Origin of the sequence: Luedemannella flava, assembly GCF_039528515.1 — a bacterium.
GTDB lineage: Bacteria > Actinomycetota > Actinomycetes > Mycobacteriales > Micromonosporaceae > Luedemannella > Luedemannella flava.
The window spans coordinates 1-18,771 of record NZ_BAAALT010000271.1 but is presented as its reverse complement, the minus strand read 5'-3'; the positions used below and the strand labels follow the sequence as shown (position 1 = coordinate 18,771).

The 18,771-nt window shown below is 71.5% G+C and carries 21 protein-coding genes; 17 read left to right on the top strand and 4 right to left on the bottom strand.

The window, feature by feature from the left end; translation table 11 throughout:
* Positions 1-5 precede the first annotated feature (5 nt).
* A complete protein-coding gene (locus ABD211_RS30135; RefSeq protein ID WP_344139135.1) occupies positions 6-995 on the top strand; it encodes a LacI family DNA-binding transcriptional regulator in 990 nt (329 codons plus the stop codon).
* Positions 996-1,061: 66 nt separating this feature from the next.
* Positions 1,062-1,556 (top strand): hypothetical protein, encoded by a 495-nt coding sequence (locus ABD211_RS30130; protein ID WP_344139133.1) that lies wholly within the window; start codon positions 1,062-1,064, stop codon positions 1,554-1,556.
* Here the strand turns inward: ABD211_RS30130 and ABD211_RS30125 are convergent.
* The gene (locus ABD211_RS30125) at positions 1,446-2,612 is read right to left on the bottom strand and encodes a tyrosine-type recombinase/integrase (RefSeq protein ID WP_344139131.1); all 1,167 of its coding nucleotides are present in this window, start codon (positions 2,610-2,612) and stop codon (positions 1,446-1,448) included. The genes ABD211_RS30130 and ABD211_RS30125 overlap by 111 nt on opposite strands.
* A 140-nt stretch (positions 2,613-2,752) precedes the next feature.
* On the opposite strand from ABD211_RS30125, the gene ABD211_RS30120 reads away from it, so the two are divergent.
* From ABD211_RS30120 to ABD211_RS30100, 5 genes are all read left to right on the top strand, one after another.
* Entirely contained in the window at positions 2,753-3,568 is an 816-nt protein-coding gene (locus ABD211_RS30120) for a pentapeptide repeat-containing protein (RefSeq protein WP_344139129.1), read from the top strand.
* Between the two features lie 35 nt (positions 3,569-3,603).
* Entirely contained in the window at positions 3,604-4,077 is a 474-nt protein-coding gene (locus ABD211_RS30115; protein ID WP_344139127.1) for a peroxiredoxin, read from the top strand.
* Between the two features lie 89 nt (positions 4,078-4,166).
* A complete protein-coding gene (locus ABD211_RS30110; RefSeq protein WP_344139125.1) occupies positions 4,167-4,928 on the top strand; it encodes a hypothetical protein in 762 nt (253 codons plus the stop codon).
* 228 nt (positions 4,929-5,156) lie between these two features.
* Positions 5,157-6,245, top strand: a complete 1,089-nt coding sequence (locus tag ABD211_RS30105; RefSeq protein WP_425560563.1) for a 3-deoxy-7-phosphoheptulonate synthase — start codon at positions 5,157-5,159, stop codon at positions 6,243-6,245.
* 313 nt (positions 6,246-6,558) lie between these two features.
* Positions 6,559-7,620: an NADH:flavin oxidoreductase/NADH oxidase gene (locus ABD211_RS30100; protein WP_344139121.1), complete on the top strand. Its 1,062-nt coding sequence runs from the start codon at positions 6,559-6,561 to the stop codon at positions 7,618-7,620.
* Between the two features lie 67 nt (positions 7,621-7,687).
* On the opposite strand, the gene cydB is transcribed toward ABD211_RS30100, so the two are convergent.
* Both cydB and ABD211_RS30090 read right to left on the bottom strand, forming a co-directional pair.
* Entirely contained in the window at positions 7,688-8,683 is a 996-nt protein-coding gene (gene cydB, locus ABD211_RS30095) for a cytochrome d ubiquinol oxidase subunit II (protein WP_344139119.1), read from the bottom strand.
* A gap of 9 nt (positions 8,684-8,692) precedes the next feature.
* Entirely contained in the window at positions 8,693-10,096 is a 1,404-nt protein-coding gene (locus ABD211_RS30090) for a cytochrome ubiquinol oxidase subunit I (protein ID WP_344139117.1), read from the bottom strand.
* A gap of 149 nt (positions 10,097-10,245) precedes the next feature.
* On the opposite strand from ABD211_RS30090, the gene ABD211_RS30085 reads away from it, so the two are divergent.
* The 7 genes from ABD211_RS30085 to ABD211_RS30055 all read left to right on the top strand — a co-directional run bounded on the left by ABD211_RS30085 (position 10,246) and on the right by ABD211_RS30055 (position 16,444).
* The gene (locus tag ABD211_RS30085; RefSeq protein ID WP_344139115.1) at positions 10,246-11,022 is read left to right on the top strand and encodes a lysophospholipid acyltransferase family protein; all 777 of its coding nucleotides are present in this window, start codon (positions 10,246-10,248) and stop codon (positions 11,020-11,022) included.
* 83 nt (positions 11,023-11,105) lie between these two features.
* Complete coding sequence (locus ABD211_RS30080; RefSeq protein WP_344139113.1) at positions 11,106-11,537, top strand: hypothetical protein; 432 nt, start codon at positions 11,106-11,108, stop codon at positions 11,535-11,537.
* Complete coding sequence (locus ABD211_RS30075; RefSeq protein ID WP_344139111.1) at positions 11,531-11,764, top strand: helix-turn-helix transcriptional regulator; 234 nt, start codon at positions 11,531-11,533, stop codon at positions 11,762-11,764. The genes ABD211_RS30080 and ABD211_RS30075 overlap by 7 nt, the downstream gene beginning before the upstream one ends.
* Positions 11,761-12,726, top strand: coding sequence for an NAD(P)-dependent alcohol dehydrogenase (locus tag ABD211_RS30070; protein WP_344139109.1), 966 nt, complete (start codon positions 11,761-11,763; stop codon positions 12,724-12,726). The genes ABD211_RS30075 and ABD211_RS30070 overlap by 4 nt, the downstream gene beginning before the upstream one ends.
* 56 nt (positions 12,727-12,782) lie before the next feature.
* Positions 12,783-14,168, top strand: a complete 1,386-nt coding sequence (locus ABD211_RS30065) for an MFS transporter (RefSeq protein WP_344139107.1) — start codon at positions 12,783-12,785, stop codon at positions 14,166-14,168.
* 498 nt (positions 14,169-14,666) lie between these two features.
* Positions 14,667-15,701, top strand: coding sequence for a S1 family peptidase (locus ABD211_RS30060; protein WP_344139105.1), 1,035 nt, complete (start codon positions 14,667-14,669; stop codon positions 15,699-15,701).
* A 128-nt stretch (positions 15,702-15,829) separates the two neighbouring features.
* Positions 15,830-16,444, top strand: coding sequence for a thymidine kinase (locus ABD211_RS30055; RefSeq protein WP_344139206.1), 615 nt, complete (start codon positions 15,830-15,832; stop codon positions 16,442-16,444).
* A 1-nt stretch (position 16,445) separates the two neighbouring features.
* Here the strand turns inward: ABD211_RS30055 and ABD211_RS30050 are convergent, their stop codons facing one another.
* The gene (locus tag ABD211_RS30050) at positions 16,446-17,402 is read right to left on the bottom strand and encodes a tyrosine-type recombinase/integrase (RefSeq protein ID WP_344139204.1); all 957 of its coding nucleotides are present in this window, start codon (positions 17,400-17,402) and stop codon (positions 16,446-16,448) included.
* Between the two features lie 53 nt (positions 17,403-17,455).
* Here ABD211_RS30050 and ABD211_RS30045 point away from each other — a divergent pair, with 53 nt between their 5' ends.
* The 3 genes from ABD211_RS30045 to ABD211_RS30035 form a co-directional block, all read left to right on the top strand.
* Positions 17,456-17,866, top strand: coding sequence for a nitroreductase/quinone reductase family protein (locus ABD211_RS30045; protein ID WP_344139103.1), 411 nt, complete (start codon positions 17,456-17,458; stop codon positions 17,864-17,866).
* A gap of 60 nt (positions 17,867-17,926) precedes the next feature.
* Positions 17,927-18,259, top strand: coding sequence for a PadR family transcriptional regulator (locus tag ABD211_RS30040; RefSeq protein WP_344139101.1), 333 nt, complete (start codon positions 17,927-17,929; stop codon positions 18,257-18,259).
* Between the two features lie 65 nt (positions 18,260-18,324).
* Positions 18,325-18,771, top strand: a 447-nt coding sequence (locus ABD211_RS30035; protein ID WP_344139099.1) for a hypothetical protein, incomplete at its 3' end; no start/stop codon positions are given.

Below are 18,771 nucleotides of genomic sequence, written 5' to 3'. Positions count from 1 at the left end.
GCCCGATGAGGGACCGTCAGCGAGCCAAGACCATTGAGGACGTCGCCCGGCTGGCGGGCACCTCGCGGGCCACCGCCTCGCGGGTGCTCGCCGGCTCCCCAGCCGTGTCCGACTCCGCCCGCGAACGCGTCAACCGGGCCGCCGCCGACCTCGGCTACGTCCCCAACGCCATGGCCCGCGCCCTGGCCACCGGACGCGGCGACCGCATCGTGCTCGGCATCGTCTCGCCCCAGCCCGTCCTGTCCGTCGACCTCTACCTGGGGCGCGCCGTCACCGCCGCGACCCAGGCCGCCACCGCCGCCGGCGTCGGGGTCAGCGTCCACGTCCTGCCGCTCGGCGCCCCCAACCCGCTCGCCGACCTCGCCGCCGACCGCACCGTGTGCGGAGTCGTCCTGTTCAACACCACCTTCGGCCTGCTCACGTCCGTACCCCGGGCGCTGGCCGGACGCGCGGTGTCCATCGGCGTGGGCAGCGACCTCGTCCCGTCGATCGACGTCGACAACGGGGGAGCGGCCCGCGAGATCGCCCGGTACCTGTACGCCACCGGGCGGCGCGAGATCGCCATGATCGGCGGGCCGCGGTGGATGCCGTGCACCCTGCGGCCCCGACAGGCCTACACCGAGGTGATGGCCTCCGTCGGGCTGCCCACCCGGATCGTCTACGGCGACTTCACCGCCGACAGCGGACGCGAGTCGGCCGCCCGACTGCTCGCCCAGTGGCCCGAGACCGACGCCATCTACGCCAGCTGCGACGCCACCGCCCTCGGCGTGCTCAGCCTGCTGGGGGAGCGGCGGATCGACGTGCCCGGCGACGTCGCCGTCGTCGGCTTCGACGACATCCCGTACGCCCAGGTGGGTTGGCCGCCGTTGACCACCGCCACGCACCCGGTGGAAACCATCGTCGAGTACGCCGTACAGACCGTCCTCGCCGGCCGTCCGGGCCGGGCCGACGACCGCATCTTCGACTCCCACCTGGTCCTGCGCCGCAGCGCCTGACGTCGCACGGATCACTATGATCGCCCGATACGCCGAACGAGCATCACCAACGGTCTGACGCTCGAGGTGACCGGTCGCCCGCGGCCCGCCCTCCGGACCCTCGTCACCGCCGGCGGCCGGCTGCTGCTGAGCCAGAACGACGAACCGGTGCTCCTGGCCAAGGTGTGGAACGACCACGGCCTGTTGTGGTGGCTCAGCGCGCTCGACAGCTACGTCATTCTCGACGGGCATGACCGGATCGTCGCCGCCGTCGCGGAGGACGTCGAACCGCCCCTGATGGCGCTGGCCCGGGCCGCCCCCCGGCGCGCCGCCGAGGACACCCGGCTCGTCGTCGACCGGTTCGTGGCCCAACAACCCCTGCTGCCCGAGGCCGGACAGGCCGTGGCCGACCGGAGCCTCGCGCGGACGCTGACCGGTATCGAGACCGACTACCACCGCTCCCGGGCCTGGTCACTGCCCGGCGGCCCCGCCGCGTGGGACGCCATCGCGCGCGCCCACAGCGTCGCCTGGGCGCAGGACATCGCGTGGCTCGTCGCTCTGGAGCGGCGGCCGGTCCGGTGACATGGCCAAGGGGGAGTGGTCCACCGCGTCAGCCGCCGCGAGCGCCGACTTGTCCATGTACCGCGACGTGGTCGACAGACTCTCATGCCCGGCGATGTCAGCGACCGTCGCAATGTCCACTCCGGAACGGGCCAGGATCGTCAACGCCGTGTGCCGCAGCCCGTGCGGCGTGACCCGGATGCCCAACGTCCGGGCGTGCCGGTCGACCATCCGCTGCACGTCGCGGGCGTTCATCCGCCATCCCCGTACGGTCACGAACAGCGCCCGCCGCGCGTCCTGGATCCGCGCGCGCTGCACCGGGTCGCGCGGATCCTCGGCCGTCGGCGTCGTCGGCCGCTCGTTGGCGAGGTAGTCCTCGATCGCCTCGACCGTGAGCGCGGACAAGGGAAGGTCTCGGGTCTTGCTGCCCTTGCCGAGCACACGCAGCACGGGGCGGGCGGTCTCCTCGTGCGTGCGGATCGCCTCGCGGTTGGCTCCGCACACCTCGGCCACCCGGGGACCCGTCTCGGTGAGCAGACACAGGATCGCCTTGTCCCGCAGGGTCAGCTGCTGCTGTGCCGGGCGGCGCAGCGTCCGCGCGGCCGCGGGCGCCGCCCGCAGCTCCTCGGCTCGGTCGGTGGCGATGCCCAGGCGGGCCCCGCGTGCCCGGTTGGGGGTCCGCGGGGTGCGCATCGCCGCCATCGGGTCGGCCTGCACGTAGCCGCGCTGCTGCGCCCACCGGAACAGGCCGCGCACCGACACGAACCATCGGGCGCGCGAGTGCGCGCCCCGGCCCGCGGGCCGGCCGCCGTCGTGGCCGATCTTGACACCCCTGGTGTACCGGCGGTCGGGTGCCGCGGCGATGCGGGTCAGCGCGCGGTCGAGGTCGTCCTGCTCCACATCGTCCAGCACGGTGTCCGCACCGAACAGGGCGACGAACTCGTCCAGGTCCCTGATGTAGGTCTTGAACGTCAGCGCGGCCAACTCGTTGCGCGCGACGCGACGCTCGAGCGCCTCGCGATACTCAGCGACAGCCTCGCCGATGGTGATGCGAGCGAGGGCAGGCGGTCGAGCCATGCCTCGGACAATACAGCGTCGCGTGGGGAATCGGACCTAACCATGTCGTAGATTGCATGTCATACGACGTGGTTATTGTTTTGGTGATCGTGAACCAGTCTGGTACTCCCAGGTACCAGACTGGTTCTGAAGGAGGCCCGATGTCCGAGGATGCCCGCCCGCGGTTGCGTGCCGACTGCTCGCGGTGTTTCGCGCTGTGCTGCGTGGCTCCGGCGTTCGCCGCGTCCTCGGACTTCGCGTTGACCAAGCCGGCCGGCAGGCCGTGCCCCAACCTGGCCGCCGACTTCCGTTGCGGTATCCACGCCGACCTGCGCGGCCACGGCTTTCCCGGCTGCGTGGTCTACGACTGTTTCGGCGCCGGCCAGCAGGTGTCCCAGGTGGTCTACGCCGGCCGGGACTGGCGGGCGGCCCCCGAAAACGCGCCCCAGATGTTCGCCGTGTTCCCGATCGTGCGTGACCTGCACGAACTGCTCTACTACGCGGCCGAGGCGCTGACGCTGGCGGCGGCCGAGCCGGTGCACGACGAGCTGCGCGCGGCAGCCGACGCGATCGAGCGACTCACCGCCGCCGACGCCGGGACGCTGTTGGCGGTTGACGTGACCGCGCGCCGCGGCGAGGTCAACGTGTTGCTGTCGCGGGCCAGCGAGCTGGTCCGGGCGCAGGTGCCCAGCCGCCGCGCCGACCACCGGCGTGCGAACCTGATGGGCGTCCGCCTGGCCGGACGGGACCTGCGTGGAGCCAACCTGCGCGGCGCGCTGCTCATCGGCGCTGACCTGCGCCGGGCCGACCTGCGGCTCGCGGACGTGACCGGGGCCGACCTGCGCGGCGCGGACCTGGGCGGGGCCAACCTGAGCGACACTCTGTTCCTGCTGCAGTCGCAGCTGACGGCCGCCCACGGCGACGCCCGGACGATGGTGCCGGCGACCCTCGTCCGCCCAGCTCACTGGCCCGCGTAATCTTCCGCGTGGAAGATCGCGGATGGAGGACGGGTATGGCGCGCAACCTCACGGCCGGCGACGTGGTGGACGACTTCGAGCTGCCCGACGAGACGGGCACGCCCCGTCGGTTGAGTGGGTTCCTCGAGTCCGGGCCGGTGGTGCTGTTCTTCTACCCCGCCGCGATGACCCGCGGTTGTACGGCGGAGAGCTGCCACTTCCGCGACCTGGCCAAGGAGTTCACGGAGGTCGGCGCGGTGCGGGTCGGCATCAGCCGCGACAGCGTCGAGCGGCAGAAGCGGTTCTCCGACAAGCACGGCTTCGACTACCCGTTGCTCAGCGACGTAGACGGTGTGGTGGCCGATCTGTTCGGGGTGCGGCGCAAGCTGCCGCTCGGTCCGTTGAGCATGCGGCGGCTCACGTTCGTTATCGGCGTCGACCGGGTGATCCTCGGGGTGCTGGACAGTCAGCTCAACATGGACGCACACGCCGACGGGGCCTTGCGCATCCTGCGCGACCAGGCGTCGTAGCCTCACCTGGGCGGCGTGCCGGTCGACGTTTGTCGGACCCGCCTGGTAGAAAGACTCAATCAAACAGGTGTACGAGAAGGAGGCGGCCAATGGCGGCCACGCGCAGCCCGGCCCCCACCCTGGGCGCGGGTCTGTCCACGCAGGAGCTGGAGACCATCCGCGACTCGCTTGCCAACGGGCGCAAGCCCAAGGTGGTTTTTACCGACAACGCCGGCCAGATGGCCGGTCAGACGGGGCAGGTCATCGAGCTGACCGACCCGGAGCTGTCCGACGAGTGGGTGGTGGTCCGGTTCGGCCGCGATGAGCTGCCCTTCTCCCCCGCCGACCTGGCGGTCCCGCCGAAGGGCACGCGCAGCGCGCCGCGCACCTCGGTGCCGGAGATGGAGCCGGAGCAGGCTCCCCCGCCATTCATGATCACCCGTGACCCCGCGCCGGCGGCCGTGCCGGCGCCCCGCAAGGAGGAGACCGTGGCCCAGCCGACCACCACCGCCGAGCCGACGGCCACCGAGGCGATCCCGGCCCAGGGCGGCGAGGCCAAGCCGGCCCGCAAGGCGGCCGCCCCCAAGGCGGCCAAGGCCAAGCCGATCCCGGCGCTGACGGTCACCCTGGCCTACGCCGACGGCGAGTGGACCGTCGGGGCCAACCAGGGCACCAAGGCGGTCGCGAAGCCGTACGTGATCCGGCCCACGGAGGCGCTCAAGATGGTGGCGCTGCTCGACGTGCCGGCGGTGCACGAGGCGGTCGAGCAGATCCTGGCCGCCGAGCGGTCGGAGGCCGAGCACCAGGCACAACGGCTGCGCGCGGAGCTCGCCGAGGTCGAGGCGAAGCTCGCGGACCTCAACACCCGCTGACCGGTCCCCCGGCGGGTCGGTTGGCCAACCGACCCGCCGGGGGGTAGTGTGTTCGACGTGGTTCACCGTTATTGGCGCTTTACGTTGGCTCTGGTCCGAGCCGACGGTCGCGTGCGCTGACCGACAACGAACCAGAGCCAGCAGGGCAGGGAGCGATCTCCCTGCCCTTTGTCATGTAACCGGCGGGCTGGCCTGGTGTGACGCGGGCGGCCTGCCTTAGAGGACAAGGTGCCCAGGATGACCACCCAGGACAACCCCGGCGAGGATACGAGCGACCTGCACGTTGCCGCGTTCCAGCCGTTGATCTCCCCACATGACCTGCTGGCCGAGCTGCCGCTCGGCGAGCAGCGTGCCGCGCTGGTGCGCCGCACGCGCGACGAGGTGCGCCGGGTCATGGCCGGCGAGGACGACCGCCTGCTCGTCGTGGTCGGCCCGTGCTCGGTGCACGACCCGGCCGCGGCGCTGGACTACGCCCGGCGCCTGAAGGCGTTCGCCGACGAGGTGCGCGACGAGCTGGTCGTGGTGATGCGGGTGTACTTCGAGAAGCCGCGTACCACGCTGGGGTGGAAGGGCCTGATCAACGATCCGGGCCTGGACGGCACGTACGACATCCACCGGGGGCTGCGCACCGCGCGGCGGCTGCTGTTGGACATCCTCGACATCGGGCTGCCGGTGGGCTGCGAGTTTCTGGATCCGACCAGCCCGCAGTACATCGCGGACACGGTTACGTGGGGGGCGATCGGGGCGCGGACGACGGAGAGCCAGGTGCACCGGCAGTTGGCGTCGGGCCTGTCGATGCCGGTGGGCTTCAAGAACGCCACCGACGGTGACGTGCAGGTGGCGGTGGACGCGAGCCGGGTGGGCCGGGGCAGTCACGTGTTCTTCGGCGTCGACGACGCGGGCCGGGCTGCGATCGTGACGACGACCGGCAACCCGGACTGTCACGTGATCCTGCGGGGTGGCACCCGGGGCCCGAACTACGGCGAGGGGGACGTGGCCGACTCGTTGAAGCTGTTGGAGAAGCACAGTCTCACGCAGCGTCTGGTGATCGACGCGAGCCACGCGAACAGCGGCAAGGACCATGTGCGTCAGGCGGTCGTGGCGTCGGAGATCGCCGGGCAGGTGGCGGCCGGTCAGGCCGGCATCGGCGGCGTCATGCTTGAAAGTTTCCTGGTGGCGGGCCGTCAGGAGATCGGTCCTGAGATGACGTACGGGCAGAGTGTCACCGACGCCTGCATGGGTTGGGACACCACGGAGGGTGTTCTGGGTACCCTCGCGGCGAGCGTGCGCGAGCGGCGCTCGGCGGCGGGCGCCTGACGGGCGCTCGCCCGGCGCCGGGACGCCGGGCGACGTCGCGGTGCGGACGGGTGGGTGGCGTGCGGCGGGGGCACGCCGCCCACCCGTCCGGGTTACGGGCCCGCCGGTGCTGGGTAGGTCGTGGTCATGGCTATCGACGTGATGAGCAGGTGTCCCGAATGTCAGGCCCGCGTGCATGTGAACGCGGGGTCCCCCACGCCGCCGCATACCGCGGAGGGCACCAACATCCCGTGCCCGGGTGCGGGCCAGCCCACGCGTTGAGGATTGGGTCACACTCGGGAACACCCTCCCGCGACCTGCGGTTCGCGGGAGGGTGAGTGAGCTTTTCCGTCCCCTGACCCTGCGGGGTGTGACCCTGCCCAACCGCGTGTGGGTCGCGCCGATGTGCCAGTACTCGTCCGTTGACGGGGTGCCGACAGACTGGCACCTGGTCCACCTGGGCGGGCTGGCCCGCGGCGGGGCGGGCCTGGTGATCGCCGAGGCGACCGCGGTCACCCCGGAGGGCCGCATCTCGCCGCGCGACGCGGGCATCTGGACGGACGAGCAGGCCGCGGCGTACCGGCGGATCAACGCGTTCATCACCGAACAGGGGTCGGTGCCGGGCATCCAGCTCGCGCACGCCGGGCGCAAGGCGTCGGCGTACGTGCCGTGGCAGGGGCGCGGCAGCGTGCCGGTCGCCGAGGGTGGCTGGCCGACGGTGGGCCCGTCGCCGGTGGCGTTCGCCGGGTACGCGACGCCGGCCGAGTTGAGCGTCGACGAGATCGCGGTCATCGTGCGGCAGTGGTCCGAGGCCGCGGTCCGCGCCGTGGCGGCCGGGTTCCGGGTGGTCGAGGTGCACGCCGCGCACGGGTACCTGCTGCACGAGTTTCTCTCCCCCGTCTCCAACAGGCGCGGTGACGGCTACGGCGGTGACCTCGTGGGCCGGTCGCGGCTGCTGGTCGAGGTCGTCGACGTGGTCCGCGCGGCGCTGCCCGACGAGGTGGCGCTGTTCGTGCGGGTGTCGGCGACCGACTGGGTGCCCGGCGGGCTCGACGTCGACGAGGTGGCCGAGGTCGCCCGGGTGTTGGCCGGTCACGGCGTGGACCTGGTCGACGTGTCCTCGGGCGGCAACGCCGCCGAGCAGCACATCACGCCCGAGCCGGGCTACCAGGTGCCGTTCGCGCGGGCGATCCGCGAGCACAGCGGGTTGCCCGTCGGCGCCGTCGGGCTGATCACCGAGCCGCGGCACGCGCAGAAGATCCTGGCCGAGGGCTCGGCGGACGCCGTTCTGCTCGGTCGGGCCCTGCTGCGCGAGCCGACCTGGCCCCAACGCGCGGCCGCCGAACTGGGCGCGGACCTGCCCTGGCCGCCCCAGTACGCGACCGCCCGGCGCTGATCGCGACGTCTGGGCGGTTGGGCGCTTCATTCACACCAGCGCTTGACCGCCCAGACGTCGGCGGGGGTCAGGCGGGGATGTCGGAGGTGCCCAGGCGTTTGCGGAAGACCCAGTAGGTCCAGCCCTGGTAGATGAGGACGATCGGGGTGAAGACGACCGCCACCCAGGTCATGATCTTCAGGGTGTAGGGGGTCGACGACGCGTTGTGGACGGTGAGGCTGTTCGCGTCGGCGACCGTTGAGGGCATGACGTTCGGGTAGAGGGCGGCGAACAGGCACGCGACGGCGAGCGCGATCGCGGCCGCGGTGCCGATGAAGGCCCAGCCCTCGCGGCGTACCCGGTTGGCCAGCAGGCCGCCGACCAGGGCGAGGGCCGCGAGCACCGCGAGCACGACGGCGGCCGGGCTGCTGCGGATCAGCAGCGACCAGACCAGGAACGCCACCGCCGCGGCGGCCGCGACGAGGCCCACCCGCCCGGCGAGGATGTTGGCCCGGTCGCGGACCTCTCCCCTGGTCTTCAGGGCCAGGAAGATGGCCCCGTGGGTGACGAACAGTGCCAGGGTGGTGACCCCGCCGAGCAGGGCGTACGGGTTGAGCAGGTTGAAGAACCCGCCGACGTACTCGTGGTCGGCGTCCAGGGGTACGCCGCGCACGATGTTGGCGAACGCGACGCCCCACAGGATGGCGGGCAGCAGTGAGCCGCCGAAGATGCACCAGTCCCAGCGGCGCTTCCAGCGCTCGTCGTCGCGCTTGCCGCGGTACTCGAAGGCGACGCCGCGCAGGATGAGCGCGACGAGGATGAGCAGCAGCGGCAGGTAGAAGCCGGAGAACAGGGTGGCGTACCACTCGGGGAACGCGGCGAACATGGCGCCGCCGGCGGTGATGACCCACACCTCGTTGCCGTCCCAGACGGGTCCGATGGTGTTGATGAGGACGCGGCGTTCCCGGTCGTCGCGGCCCAGCGTGCCGAGCAGGACGCCGACGCCGAAGTCGAAGCCCTCCAGAACGAAGTACCCGATGAACAGGATCGCGATGAGGACGAACCAGACGGTGGTCAGTTCCACGGGTGGCTCCTAGTACGCGAAGGCGAGCGGGCGGTCCTCGCCTTCCTCGTCGACGGGTGGGGCGGAAACGTCGGGCAGGCCCTTGCGGATGAAGTGCAGCAGGAGGCCGACCTCGACGACGGCGAGGCCGCCGTAGAGGAGGGTGAACACGGTCAGCGACGTGACGACCTCGGCGGTGCTGGTGCCGGGCGAGACGCCGGCCGCGGTGAACAGTTGGCTGAACACGATCCAGGGTTGGCGGCCCATCTCGGTGAAGATCCAGCCGGCGGAGTTGGCGGCGAGCGGCAGCAGCGGCAGGGCGATCGCCGACCAGAGCAGCAGCTTCGACGTGGGTGCGCGGCCGCGGCGGATTGCCCACAGGGCCCAGAGGGCGATGAGGCCGGCGACGATGCCGAACCCGATCATCAGCCGGAACGTCCAGTACGCGACGGGGATGTTGGGTTTGTAGTCGCCGGGCCCGTAGGTGATCTCGTATTCCTTCTGCAGGTCGTTGATGCCCTGGACCTCGCCGTCCCAGGTGCCGGTGGCCAGCCACGACAGGAGATTCGGGATCTTGATGGCCCAGACCTCCTCGCTGCCGTCGAGGGTGCCGATGGTGAGGATGGAGAACGACGCCGGTTGCTCGGTGTCGTAGAGCGCCTCGGCGGCGGCCATCTTCATCGGCTGCACGTCCGTCATGATCTTGCCTTGGATGTCGCCGCTGATGGTGACGGCGGCCAGGCCCGCGAGGGTGGTCCAGGCGCCGATCTTCAGTGCGGAGCGGAACGGTGCGGTGTCCACGCCGGGCCGGCGGATGAGGTGCCAGACGGCGACGGCGCAGACCAGCGCGCCGGCGGTCATGAACGCGCCCGCGATGGTGTGCGGGAAGGTCACCAGGGCGACCTTGTTGGTGAGCACGGCGCCGAAGTCGGTCAGTTCGGCGCGGCCGCGCTCGGCGTTGTAGGTGAAGCCGACCGGGTGCTGCATGAACGAGTTGGCGGCCAGGATGAAGTACGCGCTGAGCAGCGTGCCGATCGCCGCTGCCCAGATGCAGGCCAGGTGGATGCGTTTGGGCAGCCGGTCCCACCCGAAGATCCACAGTCCGAGGAAGGTGGACTCCAGGAAGAACGCGAGCAGCGCCTCGATCGCCAGCGGCGCGCCGAAGATGTCGCCGACGAACCGCGAGTACGTGCTCCAGTTCATGCCGAACTGGAACTCCTGGACGATGCCGGTGACCACGCCCATGGCGAAGTTGATGAGGAACAACTTGCCGTAGAACTTGGTGAGCCTGAGCCACTTCTCGTTGCCCGTGCGCACCCAGGCGGTCTGCAGGGCGGCGACGATGAACGCCATGCCGATCGTGAGCGGCACGAACAGGAAGTGGTACACGGTGGTGATGCCGAACTGCCAGCGAGCGATGTCGAGTGCGTCCATGCCCCTAGTCCGATGTCCGTTTTAAACGCGTAGGCATACAACGTATCGCGCCGGTCACCGACGTGCACTGTGACCCCGGTAATGTTTCTGCGCTCGGCGACCATCAGATCGCCCCGACCGCCCCATCGACCACGGCAGAACGGCCCGGCATGCAGAGTCCACAGTCCCGATGGGTCACCCCGCTCATCTGGCGGCTGCTGCTGCGCTTCGCCAGCGTGGCCATCCCGCTGCTGTGCCGGCTGCGGGTCACCGGCGACGTGCCCGACGCGATGCGCGGCGGGCCGCTGGTCCTGGCCGGCAACCACATCGGCAACTACGACCCGCCCGCGCACGTGGCCGCGTGCGCCCGCCGGCGGATCGCGCCGCGCATGATGGCCACGGGCGGCCTGTTCCGCGCGCCGCTGTTCGGCTGGATGATGCGTGCCAGCGGGCACATCCCGGTCCACCGCGGCCGGGCGGACGTCGGCGACGCGGTCGCCCAGGCCACCGAGGCGCTGCGGCACGGGTCGGTCGTGTTCATCTACCCCGAGGGCCGCATCGGTCTGGACCCGGCGATGTGGCCGGAGCGGCCCAAGACCGGGCTGGCCCGGATGGCCCTGGCCACCGGTGCCCCGGTGGTGCCGGTGGCGGTGTGGGGCACGCACGAGGTCATCGCCTACCACGGCGCGGGCGCCATGGCGCGCACCGCGTTCACCGCCCTGTTCCGGCGGCCCGTCGTGCGGGTCCACTTCGGCGAGCCGGTCGACCTGTCGGACCTGCGCATCGGTGACGTGGGTGCCGCGCAGCGTGCCTCCGACCGGATCATGGACGCGATCACCGAGGCGCTCGCGCCGCTGCGCGAGCACGAACTGCGGCTGCCGCGCCACGTCGACCACACCAGACCTTTGAGTACGGCGCGGGTGCGCCGCCCGGCGCGCCGACCCTGACGAGCGTGTAAATAAACTTTGACACGGTGTCCGGGCCGCTTTACATTGGTCGATGTCAGCTTTGTTTTACATGGGGAGCGGGCATGGCCTTGGAGGAGAAGCGCGCCTGGGTGATGATCGTGATCACCATCGTCGGGTACGCGGTCTACGTCAGCATCATCCTGGGGCGCACCGGAGCGACGCCGCTCGTCGACGTCCCCTACGCGGCAGCCATGTTGTGGACCATCGGCGGCGGGATCGTCGCGGGGATCCTGGCGAGCATCGCCGTGACCATCGCGGGCGGGCACGCGTCGGACCGCAAGGACGAGCGCGACCGCGCGATCGACCGGACCGGCGAGCGCATCGGGCAGTCGTTCGTGATCATCGGCGGGGTCGCCGCGCTCGGCATGGCGATGGCCGAGCTGCCCTACTTCTGGATCGCCAACGCCGTCTACCTGGCGTTCATCCTGTCGTCCCTGCTCAGCTCAACCGCCAAGATCATGGCGTACCGGAAGGGCGGCTTCCAGTCGTGGTGAAACCGACGCGGGTGACCAACTCGATCCGGGCCCTGCGCTTCGCGCACGACGAGATGACCCAGGCCGAGCTGGCCGACCGGGTCGGGGTCACCCGCCAGACCATCATCGCCATTGAACAGGGTCGCTACTCCCCGTCGCTGGAGATGGCGTTCCAGATCGCCCGGGTGTTCCGGGTCCGGCTCGACGACGTCTTCGGCTACCCCGACACCGAAGGAGACCCCTCATGAAAGCGATCGTCCAGGACGAGTACGGCCAGCCCGACGTGCTGCGCGTCGAGGACCTGCCCACGCCGGTGCCCGGCCCCGACGACGTGCTGATCCGGGTGCGCGCGGCCGGCGTCGACTACGGCGTGTGGCACACGATGACCGGCCTGCCGCTCATCGCGCGCCTCGGCTTCGGGTTGCGCCGGCCCCGTAACCGGGTGCTCGGCATGGACGTGGCCGGCGTCGTCGAAGCCGTCGGCGCCAAGGTGACCGACCTGCGCCCCGGCGACGAGGTGTACGGGGCGGGCGCCGGCACGTTCGCGCAGTTCGCGCTCGCCCGGCCCGCCAAGCTGGCCCGCAAGCCCGCGGGCCTGTCCTTCGTCCAGGCGGCGGCCGTCCCGGCGTCGGGCGTGACCGCGCTGCGCGCCGTGCGCGACGTCGGCCGGGTCGCGGCCGGTGACCGGGTGCTCGTGATCGGCGCGGGCGGCGGGGTGGGCAGCTTCGCGGTCCAGCTGGCCGCCGGCGCCGGAGCGCGGGTCACCGGCGTGTGCAGCACCGCCAAGGGCGACCTCGTCCGGTCGCTGGGCGCGCAGGCCGTCATCGACTACACGCGCGAACCGCTCGCCGGGACGTACGACGTGATCATCGACATTGCCGGCAACCGGCCGCTGTCGCAGCTGCGCGGCCTGCTCACCGATCAGGGCCGGCTGGTCCTCATCGGCGGCGAGGAAGGCGACCGGTGGTTCGGCGGCATGCTGGACCGGCCGCTGCGGGCCCAGCTGGCGAACCCGTTCACCCGGCAGAGCCTGCGCATGCTGCTCGCCCTGGTGCGCACCGCCGACCTGGACGCGCTACGCGAGCTCATCGAGTCCGGCGCGGTGCGGCCGGCCGTCGGGCGTACGTACCCCCTGGCGGAGGCCCCCACGGCGGTGGGTGACCTGGCCGCGGGCAACGCGGCCGGCAAGCTTGTCATCACGGTTGATTGACCTCGGGGTATCGGTATCCATATCCTTCGGCGACGTCCTGGCAGAGAGGTGCTCCGATGACGGTCGACAGCCCGGAGGTGGCGGCCGAAAGCTGGTCCCAGGGGCGCAGGGAACGCACCGGTTGGTATATGTACGACTGGGCCAACAGCGCCTTCTCGACCACGGTCATCTCGGTGTTCCTCGGGCCCTACCTGACCTCCATCGCCCAGACGGCCGCGGGCTGCCCCGAGAACGCGGCCGGCGACGTCGAGTGCGGCGACCGGGTCGTGCACGCGCTGGGCATCCCGATCGCCCCCGGCTCGCTGTTCTCCTACGCGCTGTCACTGTCGGTGATCCTGCAGGTCATCGTGCTGCCCGTGGTCGGCGCGATCGCTGACCGGTCCGCCCGCAAGAAGGAGCTGCTGGCGACGTTCGCCTACATCGGCGCGGGCGCCACCGTCGGGCTGCTGTTCCTCACCGGCGACCGGTTCCTGGTCGGCACGCTGTTGTTCGTGCTCGCCAACATCGCGTTCGGGGCGAGCATCGTCGTCTACAACTCGTTCCTGCCGCAGCTCGCGCCGCCCGACAAACGCGACGCGGTGTCGTCGCTGGGCTGGGCCATGGGCTACGTCGGCGGCGGCCTGCTGCTGCTGCTCAACCTCGTGGCGGTCATCGTCCTCGGCGACACCTACGGCAAGGGTGAGATCGCCCGGTGGAGCATCGTGTCGGCCGGCCTGTGGTGGGCGGCGTTCACGACCATCCCGCTGATCCGGCTGCGCAACCGGCCGGCCGTGGCCGGGGCGGCGCGCGGCAACCCGCTCACCGACGGGTTCCGGCAGCTGTGGCACACGCTCTCCGAACTCAAGTCGTACCCGCTGTCGCTGTTCTTCCTGCTGGTCTTCCTCGTCTACAACGACGGCATCCAGACCGTCATCGGCGTGGCCAGCATCTACGCCGACCAGTACCTCAAGCTCGACCAGTCGGTGCAGCTGCAGACGATCCTCATCGTGCAGTTCCTCGCCTTCGGCGGCGCGCTGCTGCTGGGCCGCATCGCCAAGACCTACGGCGCGTGGAAGACCGTGCTGGGCAGCCTCGTGCTGTGGACGATCGTGCTCGCCGTGGCGTACTTCCTGCCGGTCGGCAACGCGGGCGCGTTCATGGCGCTGGGCGCCGGGCTCGGCATCGTGCTCGGCGGTAGCCAGGCGTTGAGCCGGTCGCTGTTCAGCCAGCTCATCCCGCACGGCAAAGAAGCCGAGTACTTCGGCATCTACGAGATCTCGGACAAGGGCACCTCGTGGCTCGGGCCGCTGCTGTTCGGCATCACGTACCAGGTGACGGGCGAGTACAAGGTGGCGATCATCTCGCTGATCGCGTTCTTCGTCATCGGGTTCATCGGCCTGGCCGCCGTGCCGATCCGCCGGGCGATCGTGGAGGCGGGCAACACCCCGCCGAAGGTGTTGTAGCCGGGTACACAACCGGGCTCCTCCGTAGCGTTGACGTGGCGGAGGAGCCGGCAGCAGGCACCTGGCCGAGGACCTGGTCCAGGACGCACTGGCCTAATGTGGCGGTCGGCGAACGTACCGGGGAGCTCGTGGGCGACCGCACCCTGCTGGTGGTGGACGCGCCCGGGGTCCCGACGCTCAGTTCCACCGATCTGGTGCGGTTCGCCGTGGGGATCCACGTCGCGCCGGGACGCGGGCCGAGGTCCGACCCGTACGCTGACGCAACCGTCGCACCCCGCCCCGCTGTCGGGGCGGGGTGCGACTTTGTCCGCAAGGGTTTCCTCTATGCCTTACATAGGGAAATCCCGATATCTTACGTCCGCGCATTGTGAACTGTCTGAACAGCTGCCAGGATCCCGCTGAGCGGAGGAATTGATATCGGTCGAACGATCGATGTCAAGCCGCCCACCCCGGCGCGGCTCAACCGGAGCCGCGATCCCCCACCCAAGGGAGGCTGGCGTGAGACTCACAAGGTCAACGCTGGATCGATCGGCGCTCGCGGGCGCCGTGGCCGTACTCATCGGCGCGCTGCTCGTCCCCTCGGGGGCGCAGGCCAAACCCACCACCCCCACCGACGTCGCCGCGTCCCGGCTCGCGGAGGCCCTCGGCGACCGGTCGCCCGGCTCCTACGTCGACGCGTCCGGCGCGCTCGTCGTCACCGTCACCGACGCGACCGCGGCCGCGCAGGTCCGCGCGGCCGGCGCCACGCCCCGGCTCGTCACCCGCTCCGCCGCCGTCCTGGGCGCCGCCACCGCGGAGCTGAGCCGCTCGGCGAGCATCGCGGGCACGTCCTGGGCCGTCGACCCGGTCACCAACCAGGTCCTGGTGTCCATCGACCCGACCGTCACCGGCGCGAACCTCGCCAGGCTCAACGCCGTCATCGCGCGGCTGGGCGACGCGGTGCGCGTGGAGTACCTCGCGAACGCGCTCACCATGACGGCGAGCGGCGGCGACGCCATCTACACCGGCTCGTCGCGGTGCTCGCTCGGGTTCAACGTGCGCAGCGGCAGCGGCGCGTACTACTTCCTCACCGCCGGGCACTGCACCAACATCGGCTCGACGTGGTACGCCAACTCGTCGCGTACCCAGGTGCTCGGCACCCGGGCGGGCACGAGCTTCCCCGGCAACGACTACGGCATCGTCCGCTACACCACCACGGGCACCCCGCCCGGCACGGTCGGCAGCCAGGACATCACCTCCGCCGGTACGCCCGCCGTCAACCAGACCGTCATCCGGCGCGGCTCCACCACCGGCACCCGCAGCGGCCGGGTCACCGCGCTCAACGCGACGGTGAACTACTCACAGGGCTCGGTGTACGGGCTCATCCGCACCACCGTGTGCGCCGAGGGCGGCGACAGTGGCGGCTCGCTCTACTACGGCACCGTCGCCTACGGCCTCACCTCGGGCGGCAGCGGCAACTGCAGCTCCGGCGGGATCACGTTCTTCCAGCCGGTCGTCGAGCCGCTGAGCGTCTACGGCGTCTCGGTCTACTGAGTTCGGGTGACGCGGTGGCCAGGAGCTGGCCACCGCGTCGCTGTTCCGATCATGCTCTAGGCTGCGTGTCCGTGACCCCCGACGACTCCGCCCTGTCCCCGGTGTGCCCGGCGGCCGGCGACCGGCGCATGCGCGACGGCGCCCAGCTGAAGTTCTTCTACGGCCCGATGGACTGCGGCAAGTCCACGCTCGCGCTGCAGATGAACTACAACCACGCCCGCCAGGGCCGTCGTGGGCTCATGCTCACCCGGTACGACCGTTCGCTCGGCGCCCGGGTGACCAGCCGGATCGGGCTCAGCCGCGAGGCGATCGAGGTCACCGATGAGCTGGACCTGCGCGCCCTGGTCCGCCGGCACTGGGCGGCCGGCAGCCGGGTCGACTACCTGATCTGCGATGAGGCGTGCTTCTACACGGTCGACCAGATCGAGCAGCTCGTCGACCTGGTCGACGTGCACGACGTGGACGTGTACGCGTTCGGCCTGGCCACCGACTTCCGCTCCGAGCTGTTCCCGGGCGCGCGCCGACTGCTCGAGCTCGCCGACGAGGTGAGCCGGCTGCAGGTCGAGGTGCTGTGCTGGTGCGGGCGCGAGGGCCAGCTCAACGGCCGCGTCGTCGGCGGGCGGCTCACCCGCGAGGGCGAGCAGGTCGTCATCGGCGACACCGCCCCCGACGACGGCGAGATCCACTACCAGGTGCTGTGCCGGCGGCACTACCGCGCGGGGGACCTCGGCCCGCGCGTCTGAGTCAGCCCCTGCGGCGGGCGCGGGCCGTCCAGATCGCGTACGCGGGGTCGCGGTCGAGGTTGTGCCGGTCGCGGTCGTAGCGGCGGGTGGTGCGCGGGTCGGCGTGGCCCATCGCGTCCTGCACGTCCTCCAGCGGCACGCCCTCCTCACGGGCGGTGGTGGCGAACGCGTGCCGCAGCGAGTGCGGCGACAGCCGCGCCCAACTGGTCACCCCGGCGTCGCGGGCGAGCTGACGGACCAGGCGGAACACCGCGTGCCGGTCCAGGCGCGCGCCCGACGCGGTGACGAACAGCGGCCCCTCGGCCGGGTCGCCGCGGTCGGCGAGGTAGGCGTCCAGGGCCGCGACGCAGGCGGGGCTCAGCGCCCGCCGGCGCGCCACGCCGCCCTTGCCGGTGAAGCGCAGGCTGCGGTGCCCGCGTTCGGCGCCCAGGTCGGTCACGTCGAGGCCGACCAGTTCGCCGACGCGCAGCCCCAGGTCGGCCAGGACGGTGACGGCGGCCAGATTGCGGGCCGCCGCCGGGCCCCGGGCGGCCGGGGCCGCGCCGAGCAGAGCGACGACCTCCTCGGGCCGCAGGCCCACGGTCGCGGAGTGGTCCCGGGACACCCGCGGGCGGTCCGCCCCGTCGACCGGGTTGGCGCTGATCGCGGTCAGCCGCACCAGGAACGCGTACCAGCTCGACAGGCCGGACAGCTTGCGGGCCACCGTGGCGGTGCTCAGCGTCCTGCCGGTGCGCGCGTCCACGGTCGCGTCGAGTTCGCGCGCGTACGCGTTGACGTGCACGAACGTGGCCGCCAAGGGGTCGAGGCCGCGACCGGCGCACCAGGCCAGCCACGCGGTCACGTCGCGGCGGTAGGCGTCGCGCGTGTGTGCGGACAGCCGGCGGTTGGCCAGCCACGCCTCGGTGACGTCGAGGGGGTCGGCCACGGCCGGCTCGCCGGCCGTCGACCGCGTGACCAATTGCGCACCGTGCAGCCCGGACACCGGCCCTCCCCAGGTCGTACGCTCGCGGCATGCGGCGTTCGGTCAAGTATCGCGTGGTGACCACGGTGGAGCGTGTCAACAACCGCCTCACCCGCGCCGCGTTGCGCCGGGGCTGGGCGCCGAACGCGTTCACGCTGCTGGAGACGACCGGTCGCCGCAGCGGGCAGCCGCGGCACACCCCGGTCGGCAACGGCCTCGACGGGAACACGTTCTGGCTGGTCGCCTACCACGGCAGGCAGTCCGACTACGTGCTCAACATCCTCAACAACCCGCTGGTACGGGTCAAGGTCGGTGGCCGGTGGCGGTCGGGCACGGCGGTCGTGCTGCCCGACGACGACCCGATCGCCCGCTCCCGCACGATGCGCTACCAGTGGGACGCGGCGCTCGGCCGGATGATGGCCAGCCAACCGTTGACGATCCGGATCGATCTAACGTCTTGACCAGCACGGATAGAGTGTTGGAGAGTGCGATATCGGAGTGCGATAGGCGAGGCGGGTGCGATGGACGCGGGACTGCTGCGCGGCAACCTGGAACTGATCCTGCTCGCCGCGATCGGTGACCGCGAGGCGTACGGGCTGGAGATCGCCAACCGCGCGAAGAGCCGCTCCGCCGGGTACTTCACGTTCTCTGTCGGCAGCCTCTACCCGGCGCTGCACCGGATGGAACGCGACGGCCTGGTCACCATCCGCACCGGCCCGGCGCCGGCCGGCGGCGGGGTCGTGAAGTTCTACCGGCTCACCGACTCCGGGCGCCGGGCGCTGGCGCTGCGCCGGCGCGAGTTCCGCCGGTTCAGCAAGGCGCTGCTGACGCTCGCCACCGAGTCGGCCAGCTAACATCGACGGCGCACCCTGTTCGGGGGTCCTCCGGTTCGCTGGCGATTCGTCATATAGTCCACCGCATGGGCGAACCGAGCCAGGACAGCGCGGCACAGTCCGCGCGCCGGCCGAGCCTGCTCGCCTCGATCGGCGCCGTCGAGCACCCCGGTGAGCTGCACACCGAGGAGCGCGCGGCGGCCGAACCCGGCCAGTTCATGAACGACGGCGAGCGCCTCGTCGCGTTCTCGCCCGTCGGGTCCGACCCACCGCCGCCGGCCGACGCCGGGCCGCTCCCTGTCCGGCTCTCCTCGGATCCGTTCGCGGAGTTCGAGGCGGCTCTCGCGGCGACCTATCCGCCGCCGGCCGCGCCGGTCACCAGGCGGCCGCGTGGCATCCGGCTCGGCCGCCGCGACCTGCGTTGGGTCGTCCTCGGCGCGACCCTGGCGCTGCTCGCCGCGACGCTGGTGGTGGTGTTCTGGTCGGGGCCCGCCTGCTGCGGCGACGCGCGCGCGCCGCAGGCGCGCCCGACG